The organism is Variovorax sp. RA8 (assembly GCF_901827175.1).
GTDB lineage: Bacteria > Pseudomonadota > Gammaproteobacteria > Burkholderiales > Burkholderiaceae_C > Variovorax.
In genome coordinates, this window is sequence record NZ_LR594662.1 from 3,514,671 (window position 1) to 3,531,906 (window position 17,236).

The 17,236-nt window shown below is 66.6% G+C and carries 14 protein-coding genes; 3 read left to right on the forward strand and 11 right to left on the reverse strand.

Annotation, left to right across the window (positions count from 1 at the left end; translation table 11 throughout):
* Positions 1–12: 12 nt before the first annotated feature.
* From E5P3_RS16425 to E5P3_RS16475, 11 genes are all read right to left on the reverse strand, one after another.
* A complete protein-coding gene (locus tag E5P3_RS16425) occupies positions 13–996 on the reverse strand; it encodes a branched-chain amino acid ABC transporter permease (RefSeq protein WP_162586941.1) in 984 nt (327 codons plus the stop codon).
* On the reverse strand, positions 993–1,718 hold the full coding sequence (locus E5P3_RS16430) for an ABC transporter ATP-binding protein (protein WP_162586942.1): 726 nt from the start codon (positions 1,716–1,718) through the stop codon (positions 993–995). Before E5P3_RS16430 ends, E5P3_RS16425 begins: the two co-directional genes overlap by 4 nt.
* Complete coding sequence (locus E5P3_RS16435; protein ID WP_162586943.1) at positions 1,715–2,482, reverse strand: ABC transporter ATP-binding protein; 768 nt, start codon at positions 2,480–2,482, stop codon at positions 1,715–1,717. Before E5P3_RS16435 ends, E5P3_RS16430 begins: the two co-directional genes overlap by 4 nt.
* A 68-nt stretch (positions 2,483–2,550) precedes the next feature.
* Complete coding sequence (locus E5P3_RS16440) at positions 2,551–3,747, reverse strand: substrate-binding domain-containing protein (protein WP_162586944.1); 1,197 nt, start codon at positions 3,745–3,747, stop codon at positions 2,551–2,553.
* 221 nt (positions 3,748–3,968) lie between these two features.
* Complete coding sequence (locus tag E5P3_RS16445) at positions 3,969–6,098, reverse strand: hypothetical protein (protein WP_162586945.1); 2,130 nt, start codon at positions 6,096–6,098, stop codon at positions 3,969–3,971.
* A 50-nt stretch (positions 6,099–6,148) separates the two neighbouring features.
* Positions 6,149–6,817, reverse strand: a complete 669-nt coding sequence (locus tag E5P3_RS16450) for a hypothetical protein (RefSeq protein ID WP_162586946.1) — start codon at positions 6,815–6,817, stop codon at positions 6,149–6,151.
* A gap of 51 nt (positions 6,818–6,868) precedes the next feature.
* Positions 6,869–7,516 (reverse strand): hypothetical protein, encoded by a 648-nt coding sequence (locus tag E5P3_RS16455; protein WP_162586947.1) that lies wholly within the window; start codon positions 7,514–7,516, stop codon positions 6,869–6,871.
* An 84-nt stretch (positions 7,517–7,600) separates the two neighbouring features.
* Complete coding sequence (locus E5P3_RS16460) at positions 7,601–8,320, reverse strand: helix-turn-helix transcriptional regulator (RefSeq protein ID WP_162586948.1); 720 nt, start codon at positions 8,318–8,320, stop codon at positions 7,601–7,603.
* An 80-nt stretch (positions 8,321–8,400) separates the two neighbouring features.
* Entirely contained in the window at positions 8,401–9,204 is an 804-nt protein-coding gene (locus E5P3_RS16465; protein WP_162586949.1) for an HlyD family efflux transporter periplasmic adaptor subunit, read from the reverse strand.
* On the reverse strand, positions 9,201–9,422 hold the full coding sequence (locus E5P3_RS16470; protein WP_162586950.1) for a hypothetical protein: 222 nt from the start codon (positions 9,420–9,422) through the stop codon (positions 9,201–9,203). Before E5P3_RS16470 ends, E5P3_RS16465 begins: the two co-directional genes overlap by 4 nt.
* 238 nt (positions 9,423–9,660) lie before the next feature.
* Entirely contained in the window at positions 9,661–11,193 is a 1,533-nt protein-coding gene (locus E5P3_RS16475) for a sigma-54 interaction domain-containing protein (protein WP_162586951.1), read from the reverse strand.
* Between the two features lie 219 nt (positions 11,194–11,412).
* On the opposite strand from E5P3_RS16475, the gene E5P3_RS16480 reads away from it, so the two are divergent.
* Genes E5P3_RS16480 through E5P3_RS16490 form a run of 3 tightly spaced genes read left to right on the forward strand, consistent with a single transcriptional unit; the run spans position 11,413 to position 17,236 of the window.
* Positions 11,413–12,927, forward strand: a complete 1,515-nt coding sequence (locus E5P3_RS16480; RefSeq protein ID WP_162586952.1) for an efflux transporter outer membrane subunit — start codon at positions 11,413–11,415, stop codon at positions 12,925–12,927.
* Positions 12,924–14,078, forward strand: coding sequence for an efflux RND transporter periplasmic adaptor subunit (locus E5P3_RS16485; RefSeq protein ID WP_162586953.1), 1,155 nt, complete (start codon positions 12,924–12,926; stop codon positions 14,076–14,078). Before E5P3_RS16480 ends, E5P3_RS16485 begins: the two co-directional genes overlap by 4 nt.
* Positions 14,078–17,236, forward strand: a complete 3,159-nt coding sequence (locus tag E5P3_RS16490; RefSeq protein ID WP_162586954.1) for an efflux RND transporter permease subunit — start codon at positions 14,078–14,080, stop codon at positions 17,234–17,236. Before E5P3_RS16485 ends, E5P3_RS16490 begins: the two co-directional genes overlap by 1 nt.

The following is a 17,236-nucleotide window of genomic DNA, read 5'->3' on the forward strand; positions in this document are numbered from 1 at the left end:
ATGTCGCCCTCTTCACCGGCTGCTCGCAACCGGATACACGCCTTGCGGCCGCCACAGCAGCACGGCCACCATCAGGGCGATGCTGGCGAACTGGGTGGCCACGGGCAGAAGGAAGCCGGTGTAGTTGGTGAGCAAGCCGACCAGCAACGCGCCGATCAGCGCGCCGGTGGTCGAGCCGAGTCCGCCGATGATGATCACGATGAAGATCAGCACATTGACCTGCGCGCCCATCTGCGGGATCAGGTTCTGCTGGAACAGCCCCCACATCACGCCGCCCAGCCCGGCCAGCGCGCTACCGACCACGAAGACGCCGATGAACAGCCGCCCGATGCGGTAGCCCAGCGACTCCACCATCTCGCGATCCTGCACGCCGGCGCGGATCAGCAGGCCGATCTTGGTGCGCGCCAGCGTCCAGGCCAGCACCCCGAAGACGACCAGCCCGACCGCCACCGCGAGCAGGCGGTACTTGCTGATCGCCGCATCGCCGACCAGCAGCGAGCCGCGCAGCCCATCGGGCAGCGGCAGCGGGATCTGCCCCGGACCCCAGATCACCTTGATCAGCTCCTCGCCAATGATCATGCCGCCCATGGTGATCAGGATCTGCTTGAGGTGCTGGCCGTACACCGGCCGCACGATGAAGCGCTCGAAGGCCAGGCCGATCGCGCCGGCCACCGCCATCGCCACCAGCATCGCGGGGAACACCGCGACCAGGTTGCGCCAGACCTCCTGCGAACCGGTCCAGTCGCCCATGCCGCCGAGCACCGTGCTGGCGACGAAGGCACCCAGCGCGATGAAGACGCCATGGCCGAAATTGAGCACGTCCATCAGGCCGAACACCAGCGTCAGGCCCGAGGCGATGATGAAGATGATCATGCCCATGGCGAGGCCGGCGACGGTGAGCGTGAGCCAGGTCGAGAAGGAGCCGGTCAGCGGCAGCGCGACGAGCGCGAGCACCGGGACCAGCAGCAGCGGCTTCCAGTCGAAGTCGAGTTTCATAAGGCCAACCCCAGCAGCGAGCGCTGCAGTTCCTCGTCGGCCGAAAAAGCCGCCATGCTGCCGCTGTGCACCACGCGGCCGTTGTCCATCACCGCGACCGTATCCCCCAGGCGCTGCGCGAAATGGAGGTTCTGCTCGACCAGCAGGATCGTCACGCCGCTCTTCTTCAGCGCGCCGAAGGCCTCGATCATGTTGTTGATGATCGCGGGCGCCAAGCCCTTGCTGGGCTCGTCGACGATCAGCAGCTCGCGCGGCTCGACGATCGCGCGCGCGACCGCGAGCATCTGCTTCTGCCCGCCCGAGAGCTTGCCCGCCGGATGGTTCCAGAACTTCTGCACCGCGGGGAACAGCTCGAAGATCCATTTCAGGCGAGCCTCGTCCATCTGCTCGGCGTTCTTCGCGCCGCGCGCCGCGAGCAGCATGTTCTCCTTGACCGTGAGGTCGGAGAAGATGCCCATGTTCTCGGGCACGTAGGCAATGCCGAGATCGGCGATCTGCGGCGTGTGCAGGGCCGTGATATCGCGCTCGCCGAAGCGCACGCGCCCTTGCGAGGCATGCCACAGGCCCATGATGGTCCGCAGCGTGGTGGTCTTGCCGGCGCCGTTGCGGCCCAGCAGCATGGTGAGCTGGCCCTTGGGAACGGCGAGGTCGACGCCATGGAGGATGTGGTAGGCGCCGATGTGCGTATGAACGCCTTCCAGCGTCAGCAAGTTCGCGCTCATCGGGTTTGCTCCTTCACCACGCCCAGATACGCCTCCTGCACCACCGGCGAGGCGATCACCTCCGCGGGCTCCCCATCGGCCACGAGCTGCCCGTTGTGCAGCACGATGATGCGATCCGCCAGCTCGCGCACCACGTCCATCTTGTGCTCCACCAGCAGGATGGTCTTGCTGCGGTCCTTCTTGAGCGCGCGGATCAGGTCCAGGATCACCGGCGCCTCGGCCGCGTTCATGCCGGCCGTCGGCTCGTCGAACATGAACACCCTGGGCTCCAGCGCCATCAGCAGCGCGACCTCCAGCTTGCGCTGGTCCCCATGCGGCAGGTTGGCCACGGTCGCATGCTCCCTGGCCTTGAGCGCGACCTCGGCCAGGATCTGGTCGGCCCGTTCGGTCAGCGCGCGGTGGTCGCTCCAGATGCTCCACAGGTTGAGTCCGCGCCGGTGCGGCCCCTCGCGCGTGGCCTGCACCGCGAGGCGCACGTTCTCCAGCACCGTGAGGTTGGGAAAGAGGTTGGTCAGCTGGAAGGCCCGGCCCAGCCCCGCTCGCGTGCGCGCCGAGGCGCTCAGGCCCGAGAGCAGTTGACCGTCGAGCGACACCGTGCCGGTACTGGCCTTGAGCTGCCCCGAGATGAGATTGAAGTAGGTGGTCTTGCCCGCACCGTTCGGACCGACGATGGCGGTCAGCGTGCCGGGTGCGAAGGCGCAGCTCACCGCGTTGACCGCGACATGGCCACCAAAGCGGATCGTCAGATCCTTGGTTTCGAGCATGGGGATGGGGGAAAGAAGGATGCGGGTACCGGACGCAGTGCGCCCACTGCGTCCGGCGTTCGCTTTTCTCAGCGCTTGTTCTTGATCGGAATGGCCATCTCCGACGCCTTGATCTCGTGCACCAGTTCCGGCACGCCCCAGGCGAAGGCCGGGTCGGCCTTGATCTTGAAGTGGTACATGCTCTGCAGCGCCTGGTGGTCTTCCTTGCGGAAGGTCATCGGGCCCTTGGGCGTGTCGAAGGTCATGCCTTCCATTGTCGAGATCAGCTTGTTGGTGCTGGTGTCGCCGCCCGTTTTCTTGAGCGCCGTCACCACCGCCATCGCGGCGCTGAAGCCGCCGGCGGTGAAGAAGTCCGGCGGCGTCTTGAATTCCTTGTAGTGCGCCGCGACCAGGGCCTCGTTCACCGGGTTCTTCGGGATGCCGAAGTAGTAGTAGGTCGCGCCTTCCATGCCCGGGAACTGCTTGTAGCTGGCCATGGCGGGCAGGATGTTGCCGCCGGTGGCGATCTCGATGCCGTAGCGCTTGAGGTCGAGGTCGGCGATCTTGAAGGGGTTGCCCGCGCCCGCCCATACGATCCAGATCACCTTACGGCCCGGCAGGTCCTTGAGCTTGTCGATCAGCCGCTGCGCGCCGGCGGTGAAGTCGGTGGTGTTCTGCGGCAGGTATTCCTCATGGACGATCTTGGCCTTCTTGACCGCGTCCTTGAAGGCCTTCACCCCGTCGCGGCCGAAGGCGTAGTCCTGCGCCAGCGTCGCGATGCTGACGCCCGGCTTGTCCAGCGCGACCGCGTTGCTGATCGCGTCCTGGCTCGAGTTGCGGCCGGTGCGGAAGATGTACTTGTTCCACTTGTCGCCGGTGATCGAGTCGGCCACCGCGGGCTCGACCAGCAGGATCTTCTTGTACTCCTCGGCCACCGGCAGCATCGCCAGCGCCACGCCCGAGGAGGTGGGGCCGACTGCCAGCGCCGCCTTGTCGTCCGCGTAGGCCGCGGCCAGCAGCGACTTGCCGAGGTCGGGCTTGCCCTGGTCGTCTTTCTCGATGACCACGATCTTCTTGCCGTTGACGGCCATGGTGCCGCCGGTGGCGTAGTCCAGGCCCATCATCAAGCCGGTCTGCGTCTGCTTGCCATAGGCTTCCAGCGGGCCGGTCTTGCTGTAGACGTGGGCGATGCGAATCTCGTTGGACTGGGCGAGCGCGGGGGTGGTCAGCGCGGAGGCGCCCAGAGCGGCGACGGCCGCGAGGGCGACCAGATGACGACGGTGCATTCTTTGTCTCCTGAGGATGGATGACTGAATATTGCACAGTTCATGCCAACTGCAATCGCGTTGGCAGGCAAGGACTTTCCCTCAGGCGCCGAATGGAAAGACTGGAATCAGGACATTCGAATTGCCTTGATTTCAGGCAATTGCATGTTTCTCAGTCAGGGTTTTCCAGGGCCCAAACTCGACAGTTGAATCAGCCCCGGGGCCAAGGGGCGACCTTGCAATCAGGCGCAGTCGACGTATGTTCCCCACGGGGTCTCGATGATTCCGCAGATGGCGCCCGTGTCCGTAGGAATCCACGCAGCGCTGGAGGTACCGGGCGAATTCGGGTTCTGTGGAGTTGCCAGCACCGTGCCGTCGAACGCCATTACGCCACCCGCTGGCGGGAATACCAACCCGGGAAAGCGGTCCATCATCGAGCCGACGAGATGACCGCGACCGAGCGCGTCATATTGAACAATCTTATGGTCTCCAAAGTTGTAGTAGTCGTGATCAACCACGACGCGTGAGCCGTCATCGAAATAGGTGGTTGCATACTCGGCTCGACCGTTCGCTCCGAAGTGCGATTCGATACGAGACCAACGCTGCGAGCCGTTCTGGTCATAGTCATACGTATTGCGGCTGCCATCGTCCATGGTGATATTGGCCCAGTCCTCGCGCCCCTGCGCATCCGTGAAGTTCTCCCAGATGCGGTCGGCGCGCTGGTGGGTCTGGTCGTAGTCGACCCAATGGACGCCGCCGTCATCGTGGGTGACCCTCGCCCAGTCTTCGCGCCCCTGCGCATCCGTGAGGTTTTCCCAGATGCGGTCGGCGCGCTCGTTATTCTGGTCGTAGTCGGTCCAGTTGCGGCTACCGTCATCCAGAGTGACATAGGTCCAGTCGGTACGGCCCAGAGCATCCGTATGGGTCTGCGAGATGCTGTCGCCGCGCGCGTTGGTCTGGTCATAGTCCGTCCAGTCGCGGCTGCCGTCGTCCTGGACCACATCAGTCCAGTCGGTACGGCCCTGGGCGTCGAAGTGCATCTGCGTTGTGCTGTCCCCGCGCTCGTTGTTCTGGTCGTAGTCGGTCCAGTCGCGACTGCCGTCGTCGTGGATCACATCAGCCCAGTCGGTACGGCCTTGCGCATCGAAGCGCATCTGCGTTGTGCTGTCTCCGCGCTCGTTGTTCTGGTCGTAGTCGGTCCAGTCCGTGCTGCCGTCGTCCAGGGTGGCGTACGTCCAATCGGTGCGAGCCTGAACATCGAAATGCGTCTGCCAAGTGCGATCACCACGCGTGTTGGTCTGGTCGTAGTCCGTCCAGTCCGTGCTGCCGTCGTCCTGGGTGACGTAGGTCCAGTCGGTACGACCTTGAGCATCGACATGCGTCTGCCACGTGCGGTCGCCGCGGACGTTGGTCTGGTCGTAGTCATAGAACGTGCGGTTGCCATCGTCGATAAAGACATTGGCGTAGTCTTCGCGACCCTGGGCGTCCAAGCGCGACTCGATACGGCTCCAGGCCTGCGTGCTGTTTTGGTCGTAGTTCGTCATGTCGCGAGTGCCGTCGTCGCGGCGCACGTCGAGCGAATCGATGCGGCCCAGGGTGTCAAAGGCCGCGGTGCGGCTCGCATAGTCGGCATCGTTTCCTGCACCATCGACCTGTGTCGAGCGCGTGGCCACGCCGTCGGCGTTGTATTCGTTCGTTTGGGTATCCGCGGCGTTGTCGCCCTCGCCCCGAATCGTCTCGGTGAAGCTGCCGTCGTTGTTCAGACGCAGTTCGGAATGGGTGGGGTCCTTGGTGGGCGTGCTGTTTGGCGGTGTTTCGAAAAGCTCCGGATGGCTTTGCTTGTACTCGTGGGCCGGGGTACCTGGCGTGTGCAGTGGGTCTGTCAGTGCATCGGAGGGTGATCGGCGACCGTCCGCATCGGTGTCGAAAAGTGTCCTGCGTTCGGCTGCCGGAATCAAGTTGATCGGAAGCGAAGTGCGCGATGTGGTGATTCCCGTCACGCCACCAGCTTGCAGAACGCTCTGGACAAAGGTCGTGCAGTTCTCACCACCCAGGGTGGCGAGGCCGTTGTAGGTGTGATCGGCAGCCTTCCACACGTCCACCGCACTATTTATTGCATCGTACTGCTCGTTGTCGATGGAGATCGTCTTACTCCAGCCTACGTCATCGATATACCCGGCGCGGCTGTTGTCGCGATCACCACGCGCATGTGTCGTCAAGCCCTCTCCAACTTTCCCGGAACCATGCGGGTCACCGGGAGTGCTGGGTGCGAATCCGTAATAGTCAACGTGCCCATTGCCGTCGTCAACTTTGATGAAGGTATGCGGCGTGCCGACATTGTCGACGAAGACTGTAACGCTCGGTTGTCCCATGGTGTGCTTCCTTTTGGTAGTTTGGCAGTTTTTTCAGGAATCTCGATTGACTATTCGATCGCTCTTGAACTAAAGAAGGGTCGATCAATGAGAATATGAGGCTTCAGAAGATCAAGTTCCTTTGCATCGCGTAATACAGAGACGCGCAATCGATACTGACCTGGAGGCTGATCGCGGAATCCCGACAAGGTGCGGGTAATGGCTGCGCCAGAGTAGGTTCCTCCACTTCGTTCGCTCAGACTGTCGAGCGCATGTCGACTCGCAACAGCCCCATCCTCTCGCAAGAGTTCCCATTGCAGATTGAAGCCCGGAGATGCATCGCGACAGAACTTGGGCGGTCTAAGCGTCTCAATCAAGCAAGTGTTGGAGGCACCTTTCAGTTTCTCTTCCAATGACACGCCTTGATCATTCCTTACGAATCCGATCGCCACAGTCCACCGTTCGTCAGGCCCCTTGATCGTGAAAGGCTGTGTCGTGTGGGTGTATCCCATCCGCAGCTGGATGGGCTCTGCCAGCAGCGCCGACGGAAAGTGCCTCGCCACTGGCACCGGGTTGTCCGGTGTGGTCAGCACCTTCGGCGGGCTGATCCAGCAGCCGGGAAGCGCCAGAGCGATTGCGCACAGCACGCTCGCCGCAGCTACGCGAAGCCAGCGATGGCTCGTGATGCGCAAACGCATCAAGCGCATGCTTGATGGCATCGTGACGCTCGGTTCTTCCATGGTGTGTTCCTCTTTGGCGGGCTGGTAGATGTGAAGGAGTTCGATTGCTACTCAATTGCCATCGAAACTGAAGAATGGTCGATCGATGAGGATGTGGGGCCTCAGGTAGTCAAGCTCCTTCGCATCGCGCAGAACGGTGATACGAAGACGGTAGGCGCCAGGGCGCTGGTTCGAAAATCCCGACAGGGTGCGAGTGATGGCATTCGCGCTGTAAGTTCCACCGCCACGCTTGGCGAGGTTGTCTCGCTCACGTTGTACGACGACAACGCCGTCTTCTCTCAGCAATTCCCAACGTAGATGAAAACCTGGGGTTTTGTTCTTGCATGTTCGTGGGCGCATCGCTTCGTCTGGACCATTGGTCCAACACATGTCGGATCCACCGACGAGTCTTTTCTGAACGGTAAGTGCGCCGTTGGCTGCAACGAATCCCAGCGACGTAGACCATCGTTCGTTGGGCGCTTTGATCGTGAAAGGCTGCGTCACATGGGTGTACCCCTCGCGCAGCTGAATGGGCTCGGCCAGCAGCGCCGACGGAAAGTGCTTCGCCACCGGTACCGGGTTGTTCGGAGTGGTCAGCACCTTCGGCGGGATAACCCAGCAGCCAGGCAGCGCCAAGGCCAGCGCCCACAGCAAGCCCGCTGCGGCTGCGCGAAGCCAGCGTGTGTAGTCGGCGAATACCGTGACGCCCGGTTGACTCATGAAGTGCTCCCCATTCATTGCAGCGGCTGATGGGGGCGAATGTTCGCGCAGACCCTGCGCAGTGCATAGATGTCAAATGTCCCTCTACTTGAGCAAGGCGATGAGCTCCGTCCTCTTGTTCACACCCAAGCGCGCATAGACCTTTGCCAATTGATTGCGAACGCTCTTTTCCGTGATCCCCACCGACAGCGCGATCGCCTTGTTGCTCTTGCCGGCGGCAAGCTGCCGCACGATCTCCTTCTGCCTCGGCGTCAATGAATCGAGCCGGTTCGTCGCGGGACGCTGCTCGAGTGCGATTTGCGACAGCATCAGGTCATTGAGCACCGGCGCGATCAGCGTCAGCGCTTCGAGGTGCCAGTCGCTCAGCGGCGTCCTGACACCGGCGAAGCCGAAATAGGTTCCTGCGTTGGCCCTGACGTTGAGCACGCCGTGCCCCGCCACGTTGCCGAGGCCGAAGCGTTCAATCTCGTCGAGCTCGAAGGTGCTCGCATAGGGGGGTGGATTGTTCGGATCGATGTAGAAGGGCCGGCGGGTCGAGAACCACCACGCCAACGACGCACGCTGGCTCAATTCGAAAGTAGTCGCGATCTGCCGCAGGTAGGCTTCATCGTGGCCCGTAGCAAGCATGTGTGTGACCATGAGCTGCCCCGCGACGAGCTCGCCATGCCCAAGCACAACGCCCTCGAACGGGAAGAACTCTCGCAGCGGCCCTTCCACCCAAGCGATCAGGCTGCCGGATGAAGCGAGTGGATGGGTCACAGCAGTGACCCAGGCTTTCAGATCATTCTTGGTGAGATGTTGCATCGATCGACTTCCTGCCTCCTGCCTCACCGCTCCCGCATGCTCCGCCGAATCCCATCCAGCAGCGGATCGAACAGATAGCGCTACGCACTGCGCTCCCCCGTGGGAATGAACACCTCCGCCTGCATGCCGGGCGAGAGCACCAGCGGCTGGCCGGCCAGCTTGCTCGCAGCCTGCAGCGCTTCAGGACTCACGGTGACGTGCGCCACGTAGTACGGCGCACCTGGATTGGCCGAACGAGGGTCGGTCAACCGGTCGGCGCCCACATAGCTAAGCCGCCCCTCGACCTGTGGCGTGGAGCGGGCGCGGTAGGCGGTGAGCATCACGTGCGCGACGCCTGCGCTGGCTTGCACACGCTGTACGTCCCGGATGTCCGTCGGCGCGATGCGCGCCTCGATGATCAGCTCCGAGCCGGCCGGCACGATGTCCATCACCGGCTCGCGCGGCCCGATGGCGGCGCCGACGGTGTGCGCCTTCAGGTCCACCACCTCTCCGGTGACCGGGGCCACGAGCCGCTGCCGCGTCTGCGCATCGAGCGCCGGACGCAGCGCCTGCTCGGTCTGCGCCAGTTGAGCGGTCACGTCTTTCAGCTCGTCCGCCGCGGCTCGCGCGAATTCGGTCTTCTGGGCCGAGAGCTTGAGACGGATGTCCGCTTCCTTTTGGCGCGCCTGTGCCAGTTGGCTCTGACTGGCCTGCACGCGGGCGCGGTAGTCGGCCACGACGCGCTGGAGTTCACTCAGTCTCGCGTCACTGATGAATCCATCGGCCTTGAGCTTCTCGTTGGCGGCAAGGTCGTGCTGGGCGAGTTTCAAGGCCGATTCGGTCGTGGCGATCAGTTCGCCCTGGGTCGCGATCTCGCGCTGGATCTGCGACAACTGCTCGCTCAACCAACGCGCCTGTTCGGCCTGCTGGTGGGCGCGGGCACGAACAACAGCATGACCAGGGTTTCACCGCGTCGGCTGGTCAGCACTCGATCGTAGATTTGCAGCGTGATGAGCGTCGGGATCACCAGCAGCAGATGAACCGCCGAACTGGCGACCAATACGCCAATGACTTCGGCGGACGCAACCCGCAGGCTGCCGAAAACGGCCTGTTCTTCTTTCAAGATTCTTGTGACTCCCTGTCCAGAAATGCCGGCTCCGAATCAACACAAACTGATTCGAAGGCTGGCCGATCTGGAATATCGCTGCTGATTCTTAAGGTGCGCTTTACAGGCGCCCGGGCGGCACTGTACTGCGACCAGAGATCACCCGATCAGGGGATTGACTGGACCTCGCGCCTGCTATGCGGCTCTATCTACAGGCTCACGCAAGCCGCGGCGCACCCGAAGGCGCAACCAGCACTCAGTCCCGGCCGTCCAGCCGCTCGTAGAGCGTCGCGCGCGAGATCTTCAGCAGCCGCGACGCCGCCAGCTTGTTGCCCCCCGTCGCCGCCATCGCCGCGGCAATGGCCTTGCGCTCCAGCTCGGCGACCTGCTCGGCCAGCGGGCGCAGCAGCAGGGCCTTGTCGTCGCCCGCGGCCCGGCCCGGCGCCGGCTGCAGCGGGTCTGCCGCGGCGATCTTCTCCTGCCCGGTCTCGCGCAGGATGCGCTCCAGCTGCGCCGCGTCGATGCGCTGCGAGTCGCTGCGCATGGTGACCTGCTCCAGCACGTTGCGCAGCTCGCGGATGTTGCCGCGCCAGTGCTGCGCGGCCAGCAGCGCCAGCGCGTCGGGCATCAGCTCGGGCGGCGCCTCGCCGCTGCGCAGCGCCATGTCCTCGCCCAGCGCCTCCACCAGCGCGGGGATGTCGGCGCGCCGCTCGCGCAGCGGCGGCACGCGCACCGGCAGCACGTTGAGGCGGTAATACAGATCCTCCCGGAAGCGCCCTTCCCGCACCAGCGCGGGCAGGTCGCGCGAGGTGGCGGCGATCACGCGCGCGTCGAAGGGCACCAGCTTGTTGGAGCCCAGCGGCTCGATTTCGCCCTCCTGCAGCGCGCGCAGCAGCTTGGCCTGCAGCGGCAACGGCATGTCGCCGATCTCGTCGAGGAAGAGCGTGCCGCCGTCGGCCAGCTTGAACTTGCCCTCGCGCGCCTTGCGGTCGGCGCCGGTGTAGGCGCCGGGGGCGACGCCGAAGAACTCGGCCTCCAGCAGCGTGTCGGGCACGGCCGCGATGTTCACGCTGACGAAGGCGTTGCGGGCCCGGGCAGAGGCGGCATGGATCGCGTGCGCCAGCAGTTCCTTGCCGGTGCCGGTCTCGCCCAGCAGCAGCACCGGGCTGGAGGACTGCGCCGCGCGCCGCGCATGGCGCTTGACCTCCACTGCCGCCGGACTGGCGCCGATGAAGCTGGCGAAGGTGTACTTGGAGCGCCGCTGGCCGTCCGCCGACTGCTGCCAGAGCGGGTTGTTACGCTGGCTCGCGAGCTCGCGCCGCGCGTCGTCGAGGTCGCGCTGCAGCAGCGCGAACTTGCTGATCAGCGGCTGCAGCGTGTCCTCGGGGTGGTCGAAGAGCACGATGCCGATGGCGCCGATCACCGCACCGGCCGCGCCGTCCTCGCGCTCCTCCCGCAGCGGGATGCGGCTGACCACGAAGGTGCCGGCCTTGTTGGTGAGCAGGTCGATCAGGATCGGCTCGCCGGTCTCCAGCACGCGGTTCATCAGCGTGTTGGGCACCACCTCCTCCACCGGATGGCCGAGGAACTGGTCGATCGAGGAAAAGCCCAGCGCCGGCAGGAAGCGGCGGTAGCCCTCGTTGACCCAGACGATGCGGCCGCTGCGGTCGACCAGGAACATGCCCTGGCTGATGCTGGAAAAAAGATGAAACATCGAGCGCGCTGCCAGCGCCAGGATGCCTTCGGCATCGAGCGGCAGTGCGGCGGTAGGCGCGGTGATGGCTGACATGGCGCGATCCTAGCTCCTGCATCAATGGACGCCTCGAACGTCATCAATGGCGCCTCCGCAACCGGATACGATGCAGGGCTTTTCGATCCGCAGTAGGGGCTTGAACGCTGGCGCGCCCAGTCTTGTTATGCTGCGCGGCTTGCCCGGCCAACCCGGCTGCATCCGGCCCAGCGACGCGACCTACCCGATCGCCAGCCACGCCACTTTTAGCGGAACCTCATGAGGAACTCCCGGCTTCGCGCGCTCTGCTTCGCGCTTCCATTCGCGCTCTCTCTGGCGCTCTCGGCCTGCACGCTCCCGCGCCCGCCCGAGAAGGTCACGGCACGTACGCCCGCCCACTGGAGCACGCCATTGCCGCACGGCGGCTCGCTGCCCATGCTGGCCGACTGGTGGCGACAGCTCGACGATCCGCTGCTGGTCGAGCTGATCGACGCGGCCCAGGCCGCCAGCCCCAACGTGGCCAGCGCCGCCGCGCGCATCGCCGAGGCGCGGGCCTCGCGCGTGGCTGCCGGCGCGGCGCTGGCGCCCAACCTCGGCGCCAATGCCTCGGCCAGCCGCAGCAACTCGCCCACCAGCGGCTTCGGCGGCCTGGGCGGCACCGGCAGCACTGGCACCAGCTCGGCGAGCACGTCGATCCCGGCGATCACCACCCTGCAGGCCGGCCTGCAGTCGAACTGGGAGGTCGACCTGTTCGGCGGCCTGCGCGCCAACCGCGACGCCAGCCAGGCCCGGCTCGACAGCGCCGACGCCAAGTGGCACGAGGCGCGGGTCTCGGTGGCGGCCGAGACGGCCAACGCCTATTTCGGGGAGCGCGCCTGCCGGCGCCAGCTCGTCGTAGCCATCGCCGACACACAGTCGCGTGCCGAGACCGCACGCCTCAACGACCTGTCGGCACGCGCCGGCTTCACCGCGCCCGCCGATGCCGCGCTGGCGCGCGCCGGCGCCTCCGATGCCTCGGCCAGGCTGACCCAGCAGCGCGCCCAGTGCGCCCTGCTGCAGCAATCGCTGGTCGCGCTCACCGGCATCGATGCTCCCGCGCTGCAGGCCCGGCTGGACGCCGCGCCGATCGAGCGCACGCTGCCGGCCGTGCACCCTGTCGGCAGCGTGCCTGCCGAGGTCCTGGCCCAGCGGCCCGACGTGTATGCGGCCGAGCTCGGCGTGGCCTCTGCCAGCGCCGAGGCCGGCGCCGCGCTGGCGCAGCGCTTCCCGCGCCTGACCCTGCAGGGCTCCATCGGCCGGCTGCAGTTCCGCACCAGCGGCTTGCGTGAGACGGTCGACACCTGGAGCATCGGCCCGGTGGCGCTGTCCGTGCCGATCTTCGACGGCGGCACCCTGGCCGCCAATGTGGACGCCGCGCGGGCCCGCTACGACGAAGCCGTCGCGCTCTACCGCAGCAACGTGCGCCAGGCGGTGCGAGAGGTCGAGGAGGCCCTGATCAACCTGCAGAGCACCGACCAGCGCGCCGGCGACGCCGACGCCGCCGTGCAGAACTACCAGGCCTCCTTCGATGCCACCAGCGCGCGCTACCAGAGCGGGCTGGCCAGCCTGTTCGAGCTGGAAGACTCGCGCCGCACGCTGTTCGCGGCGCAGACCGCGCGTGTCTCGCTGCAGCGCGAGCGCGCCGAGGCCTGGGTCGCGCTCTACCGCACCACCGGCGGCGGCTGGTCCCGGCCGGGCACCGACGCCACCACAAGAACCTCCTCGATCGCGAAGCCAGCGAAGCAGATCCCATGACAAGAATGAAGCGTTCCACCCTCCTCGTCATCGCGGCCGTACTGGTGCTGCTGCTCGCGGCCGCCGCCTTCCTGTTCTCGCGCGGCAAGCCGGCGGAGCAAGGCGCCGCCAAGCCGAAAGAAGCCGCCGCCCAGCCGAGGCCCGCGCTCACCGTGACGGTGGCCAAGCCCGAGACCAGCGAGCTCACGATCACGCTGGCCGCCAACGGCAATGTCGCGGCATGGCAGGAGGCAAGCATCGGCTCCGAGTCGACCGGGCTGCGCCTGGCCGAAGTGCGCGTCAACGTGGGCGATACGGTGAAGAAGGGCCAGGTGCTCGCCACCTTCTCGCAAGAGACCGTGCAGGCCGATGTGGCCCAGGCCCGCGCCTCGCTGGCCGAAGCCAGGGCCACGGCGGCCGACGCTGCCGGCAACGCCGCGCGGGCCCGAACCCTGCAGGCGACCGGCGCCCTGAGCCAGCAGCAGATCAACCAGTACCAGACGGCGGAGCAGACCGCCAAGGCGCGCGTCGAGGCGGCCGAGGCCGTGCTGGCCGCGCAGCAGGTGCGCGGCCGCAATACCCAGGTGCTGGCGCCCGACGACGGCGTGATCTCGTCGCGCACCGCCACCGTGGGCAGCGTGCTCAGCGCCGGCACCGAGCTGTTCCGGTTGATCCGCCAGGGCCGCCTCGAGTGGCGCGCCGAGGTGACCTCGGCCGAGCTCAGCCGGGTCGCCGTCGGCACCCCGGCCGTGATCGTCAGCGCCAGCGGCGCCCAGGTCGAGGGCAAGGTGCGAAGCATCGCGCCGACGGTGGATCCGCAGACGCGCAATGCGTTGGTCTACGTCGACATTCCGGGCGTCCAACAGACGAGCGCCGTCAAGGCGGGCATGTTCGCGCGCGGCGAGTTCCAGCTCGGCCGCAGCAGCGCGCTGACCGTGCCGCAGGCGGCCGTCGTGCCGCGCGACGGCTTCAACCACCTGCTCCTGCTCCAGCCCGACAACCGCGTCGCGCAGCTGAAGGTCGAAACCGGCCGCCGCGTGGGCGACCGCGTCGAGATCACCACCAAGCTGCCGGACGATGCGCGCGTCGTGGTCCAGGGCGCGGGCTTCCTGAACGACGGCGACCTGGTGCGGGTGGTGGATGCGCTGCCGGCGAAGCGGAGTGCGCCCTGATGAACGTCTCAGCCTGGTCCATCCGCAACCCCATCCCCGCGGTGATGCTGTTCGTGCTGCTCACCTTTGCCGGGCTGCTGTCCTTCAACGCGATGAAGGTCCAGAACTTCCCCGACATCGACCTGCCCACGGTGACCGTCTCGGTCGCGCTGCCGGGCGCGGCGCCCTCGCAGCTGGAGAACGACGTAGCGCGCAAGATCGAAAACTCGATCGCCACTGTCCAGGGCCTCAAGCACATCACGACCAAGGTGCAGGACGGCGCCGCCACGCTGATCGTCGAGTTCCGCCTCGAGAAGCCGGTGCAGGAAGCGGTCGACGACGTGCGCTCGGCGGTGCAGCGCGTGCGCGCCGACCTGCCGGCGGACGTGCGCGACCCGGTCATCAACAAGCTGGACTTCGCGGCCCAGCCGGTGCTGGCCTTCACCATCGCCTCCTCGCGCATGGACCCGGAGGCGCTGAGCTGGTTCGTCGACGACACCGTGACCAAGAAGCTGCTGGCCATCAGCGGGGTGGGCGCGGTCAACCGGGTGGGCGGCGTCACGCGCCAGATCCACGTCGACCTCGACCCGGGCAGGCTGCAGTCGCTGGGGGCGACCGCGGCCGACATCTCGCGCCAGCTGCGCCAGGTGCAGACCGAGAGCGCCGGCGGGCGCACCGACCTCGGCGGCAGCGAGCAGCCGGTGCGCACGCTGGCCACCGTGCGCTCGGCCGAGGAGCTGCGCGACATGCAGATCCCGCTGTCGGACGGCCGCAGCATCCGGCTCGACCAGGTGGCGCGCGTCTCCGACACCATTGCCGAGCCGCGCGCCGCCGCCCTGCTCGACGGCAAGCCGGTGGTCGGCTTCGAGGTCGCGCGCAGCCGCGGCGCCAGCGAGGTCGAGGTCGGCGGCGCGGTGCAGAAGGCCCTGGCCGAGCTGCGTGCGCAGCATCCCGACATCCAGCTCACCGAGGCCTTCAACTTCGTCGACCCGGTGCAGGAGGAATACGACGGCTCGCTTCACCTGCTCTACGAAGGCGCCCTGCTGGCGGTGATCGTGGTCTGGCTGTTCCTGCGCGACTGGCGCGCCACCTTCGTATCGGCCGTCGCGCTGCCGATGTCGGCGATCCCGGCCTTCGTCGGGATGTACCTGCTGGGCTTCTCGATCAACGTCGTCACGCTGCTGGCGCTGTCGCTCGTGGTAGGTATCCTGGTGGACGACGCGATCGTGGAGGTGGAGAACATCGTGCGCCACCTGCGCATGGGAAAGACGCCCTACCAGGCGGCGATGGAGGCGGCCGACGAGATCGGCCTGGCGGTGATCGCCACCACCTTCACGCTGATCGCGGTGTTCCTGCCCACGGCCTTCATGAGCGGCGTGGCCGGCAAGTTCTTCAAGCAGTTCGGGTGGACCGCCTCGCTCGCGGTCTTCGCCTCGCTGGTGGTGGCGCGGATGCTCACGCCGATGATGGCCGCCTACATCCTGAAGCCCCTGGTCGGCGCCGAGAAGGAACCGCGCTGGCTCAGCTTCTACATGCGCCTGGCCGAGCGCAGCCTGCGGCACCGCTTCACCACCATGGTGCTGGCCACCCTCTTCTTCTTCGGCTCGATCGCGCTGATCCCGCTGCTCAAGACCGGCTTCATCCCGGCCGACGACAACTCGCAGACGCAGGTCTACCTCTCGCTGCCGCCGGGCGCGACGCTGGCCCAGACGCTGGCGATGGCCGAGGAAACTCGACAGCGGGTGATGGCGGTGGACCATGTCAAGAGCGTCTACACCACCGTGGGCGGCGGCAGCGCGGGCGGCGATCCCTTCGCCAGTTTCGGCACGCCGGAGACGCGCAAGGCCACGCTCACCATCAAACTGGCCGACCGCGGCGACCGGCCGCGCAAGCAGGGCATCGAGAACAACATCCGCAAGACACTCGAAACCCTGCCCGGCGTGCGCACGACCGTCGGCCTCGGCGGCTCGGGCGAGAAATACATCCTGGTGCTGACCGGCGAGGAGCCGCACACGCTCACGGCCGCGGCGCGCGCGGTCGAGAAGGACCTGCGCACCATCCCCGGCCTGGGCAACATCACCTCCACCGCCAGCCTGATCCGCCCCGAGATCGCGGTGCGGCCCGACTTCGCCCGCGCCGCCGACCTGGGCGTCACCAGCTCGGCCATCGCCGAGACCCTGCGCGTGGCCACGCTGGGCGACTACGACCAGGCGCTGGCCAAGCTCAACCTGGCACAGCGCCAGGTGCCGATCGTGGTCAAGCTGGAGGACTCGGCGCGGCAGGACCTGTCGCTGCTGGAGCGCCTGACCGTCCCCGGCGCGCGAGGCCCGGTCATGCTGAGCCAGGTCGCCACGCTGACGATGGAAGGCGGTCCGGCGGTGATCGACCGCTACGACCGCTCGCGCAACGTCAACTTCGAGATCGAACTCTCGGGCGTCGGGCTCGGCGATGCCAAGACGGCAGTGGAAGCGCTGCCGTCGGTGCGCAACCTGCCGCCCGGCGTGCGCGTGGCGGAGGTGGGCGATGCCGAGATGATGGGCGAGCTGTTCGCCAGCTTCGGCCTGGCGATGCTGACCGGCGTGCTGTGCATCTACATCGTGCTGGTGCTGCTGTTCAAGGACTTCCTGCACCCGGTCACCATCCTGTGCGCGTTGCCGCTCGCGCTGGGTGGGGCCTTCATCGGGCTGCTGCTGGGGCAGCAGGCGCTGTCCATGCCCTCGATGATCGGGTTCATCATGCTGATGGGCGTGGCCACCAAGAACTCGATCCTGCTGGTGGAGTATGCGATCGTGGCGCGGCGCGGGCACGATGGAAGCGACGGCCGACCGGCCGTCGCGGGCATGACCCGCTGGGACGCACTGCGCGACGCCTGCCACAAGCGCGCGCGGCCGATCATCATGACCACGCTGGCCATGGGCGCGGGCATGGCGCCCATCGCCTTCGGCCTGAGCGCGGCCGACTCCAGCTTCCGCGCGCCGATGGCGATGGCGGTGATCGGCGGGCTGATCACCTCCACGGTGCTGAGCCTGCTGGTGGTGCCGGCCGTGTTCACCTACGTCGACGACATCGAGCACTGGCTGCATCGGATGGTGGCGCGCATGCGCGGGCGCCAGCCCGACCCGGCCGATGCGCCGGAGGGGCCGCCGCCGCTGGCGCGCGAACAGCCGGCCGGCCACTGA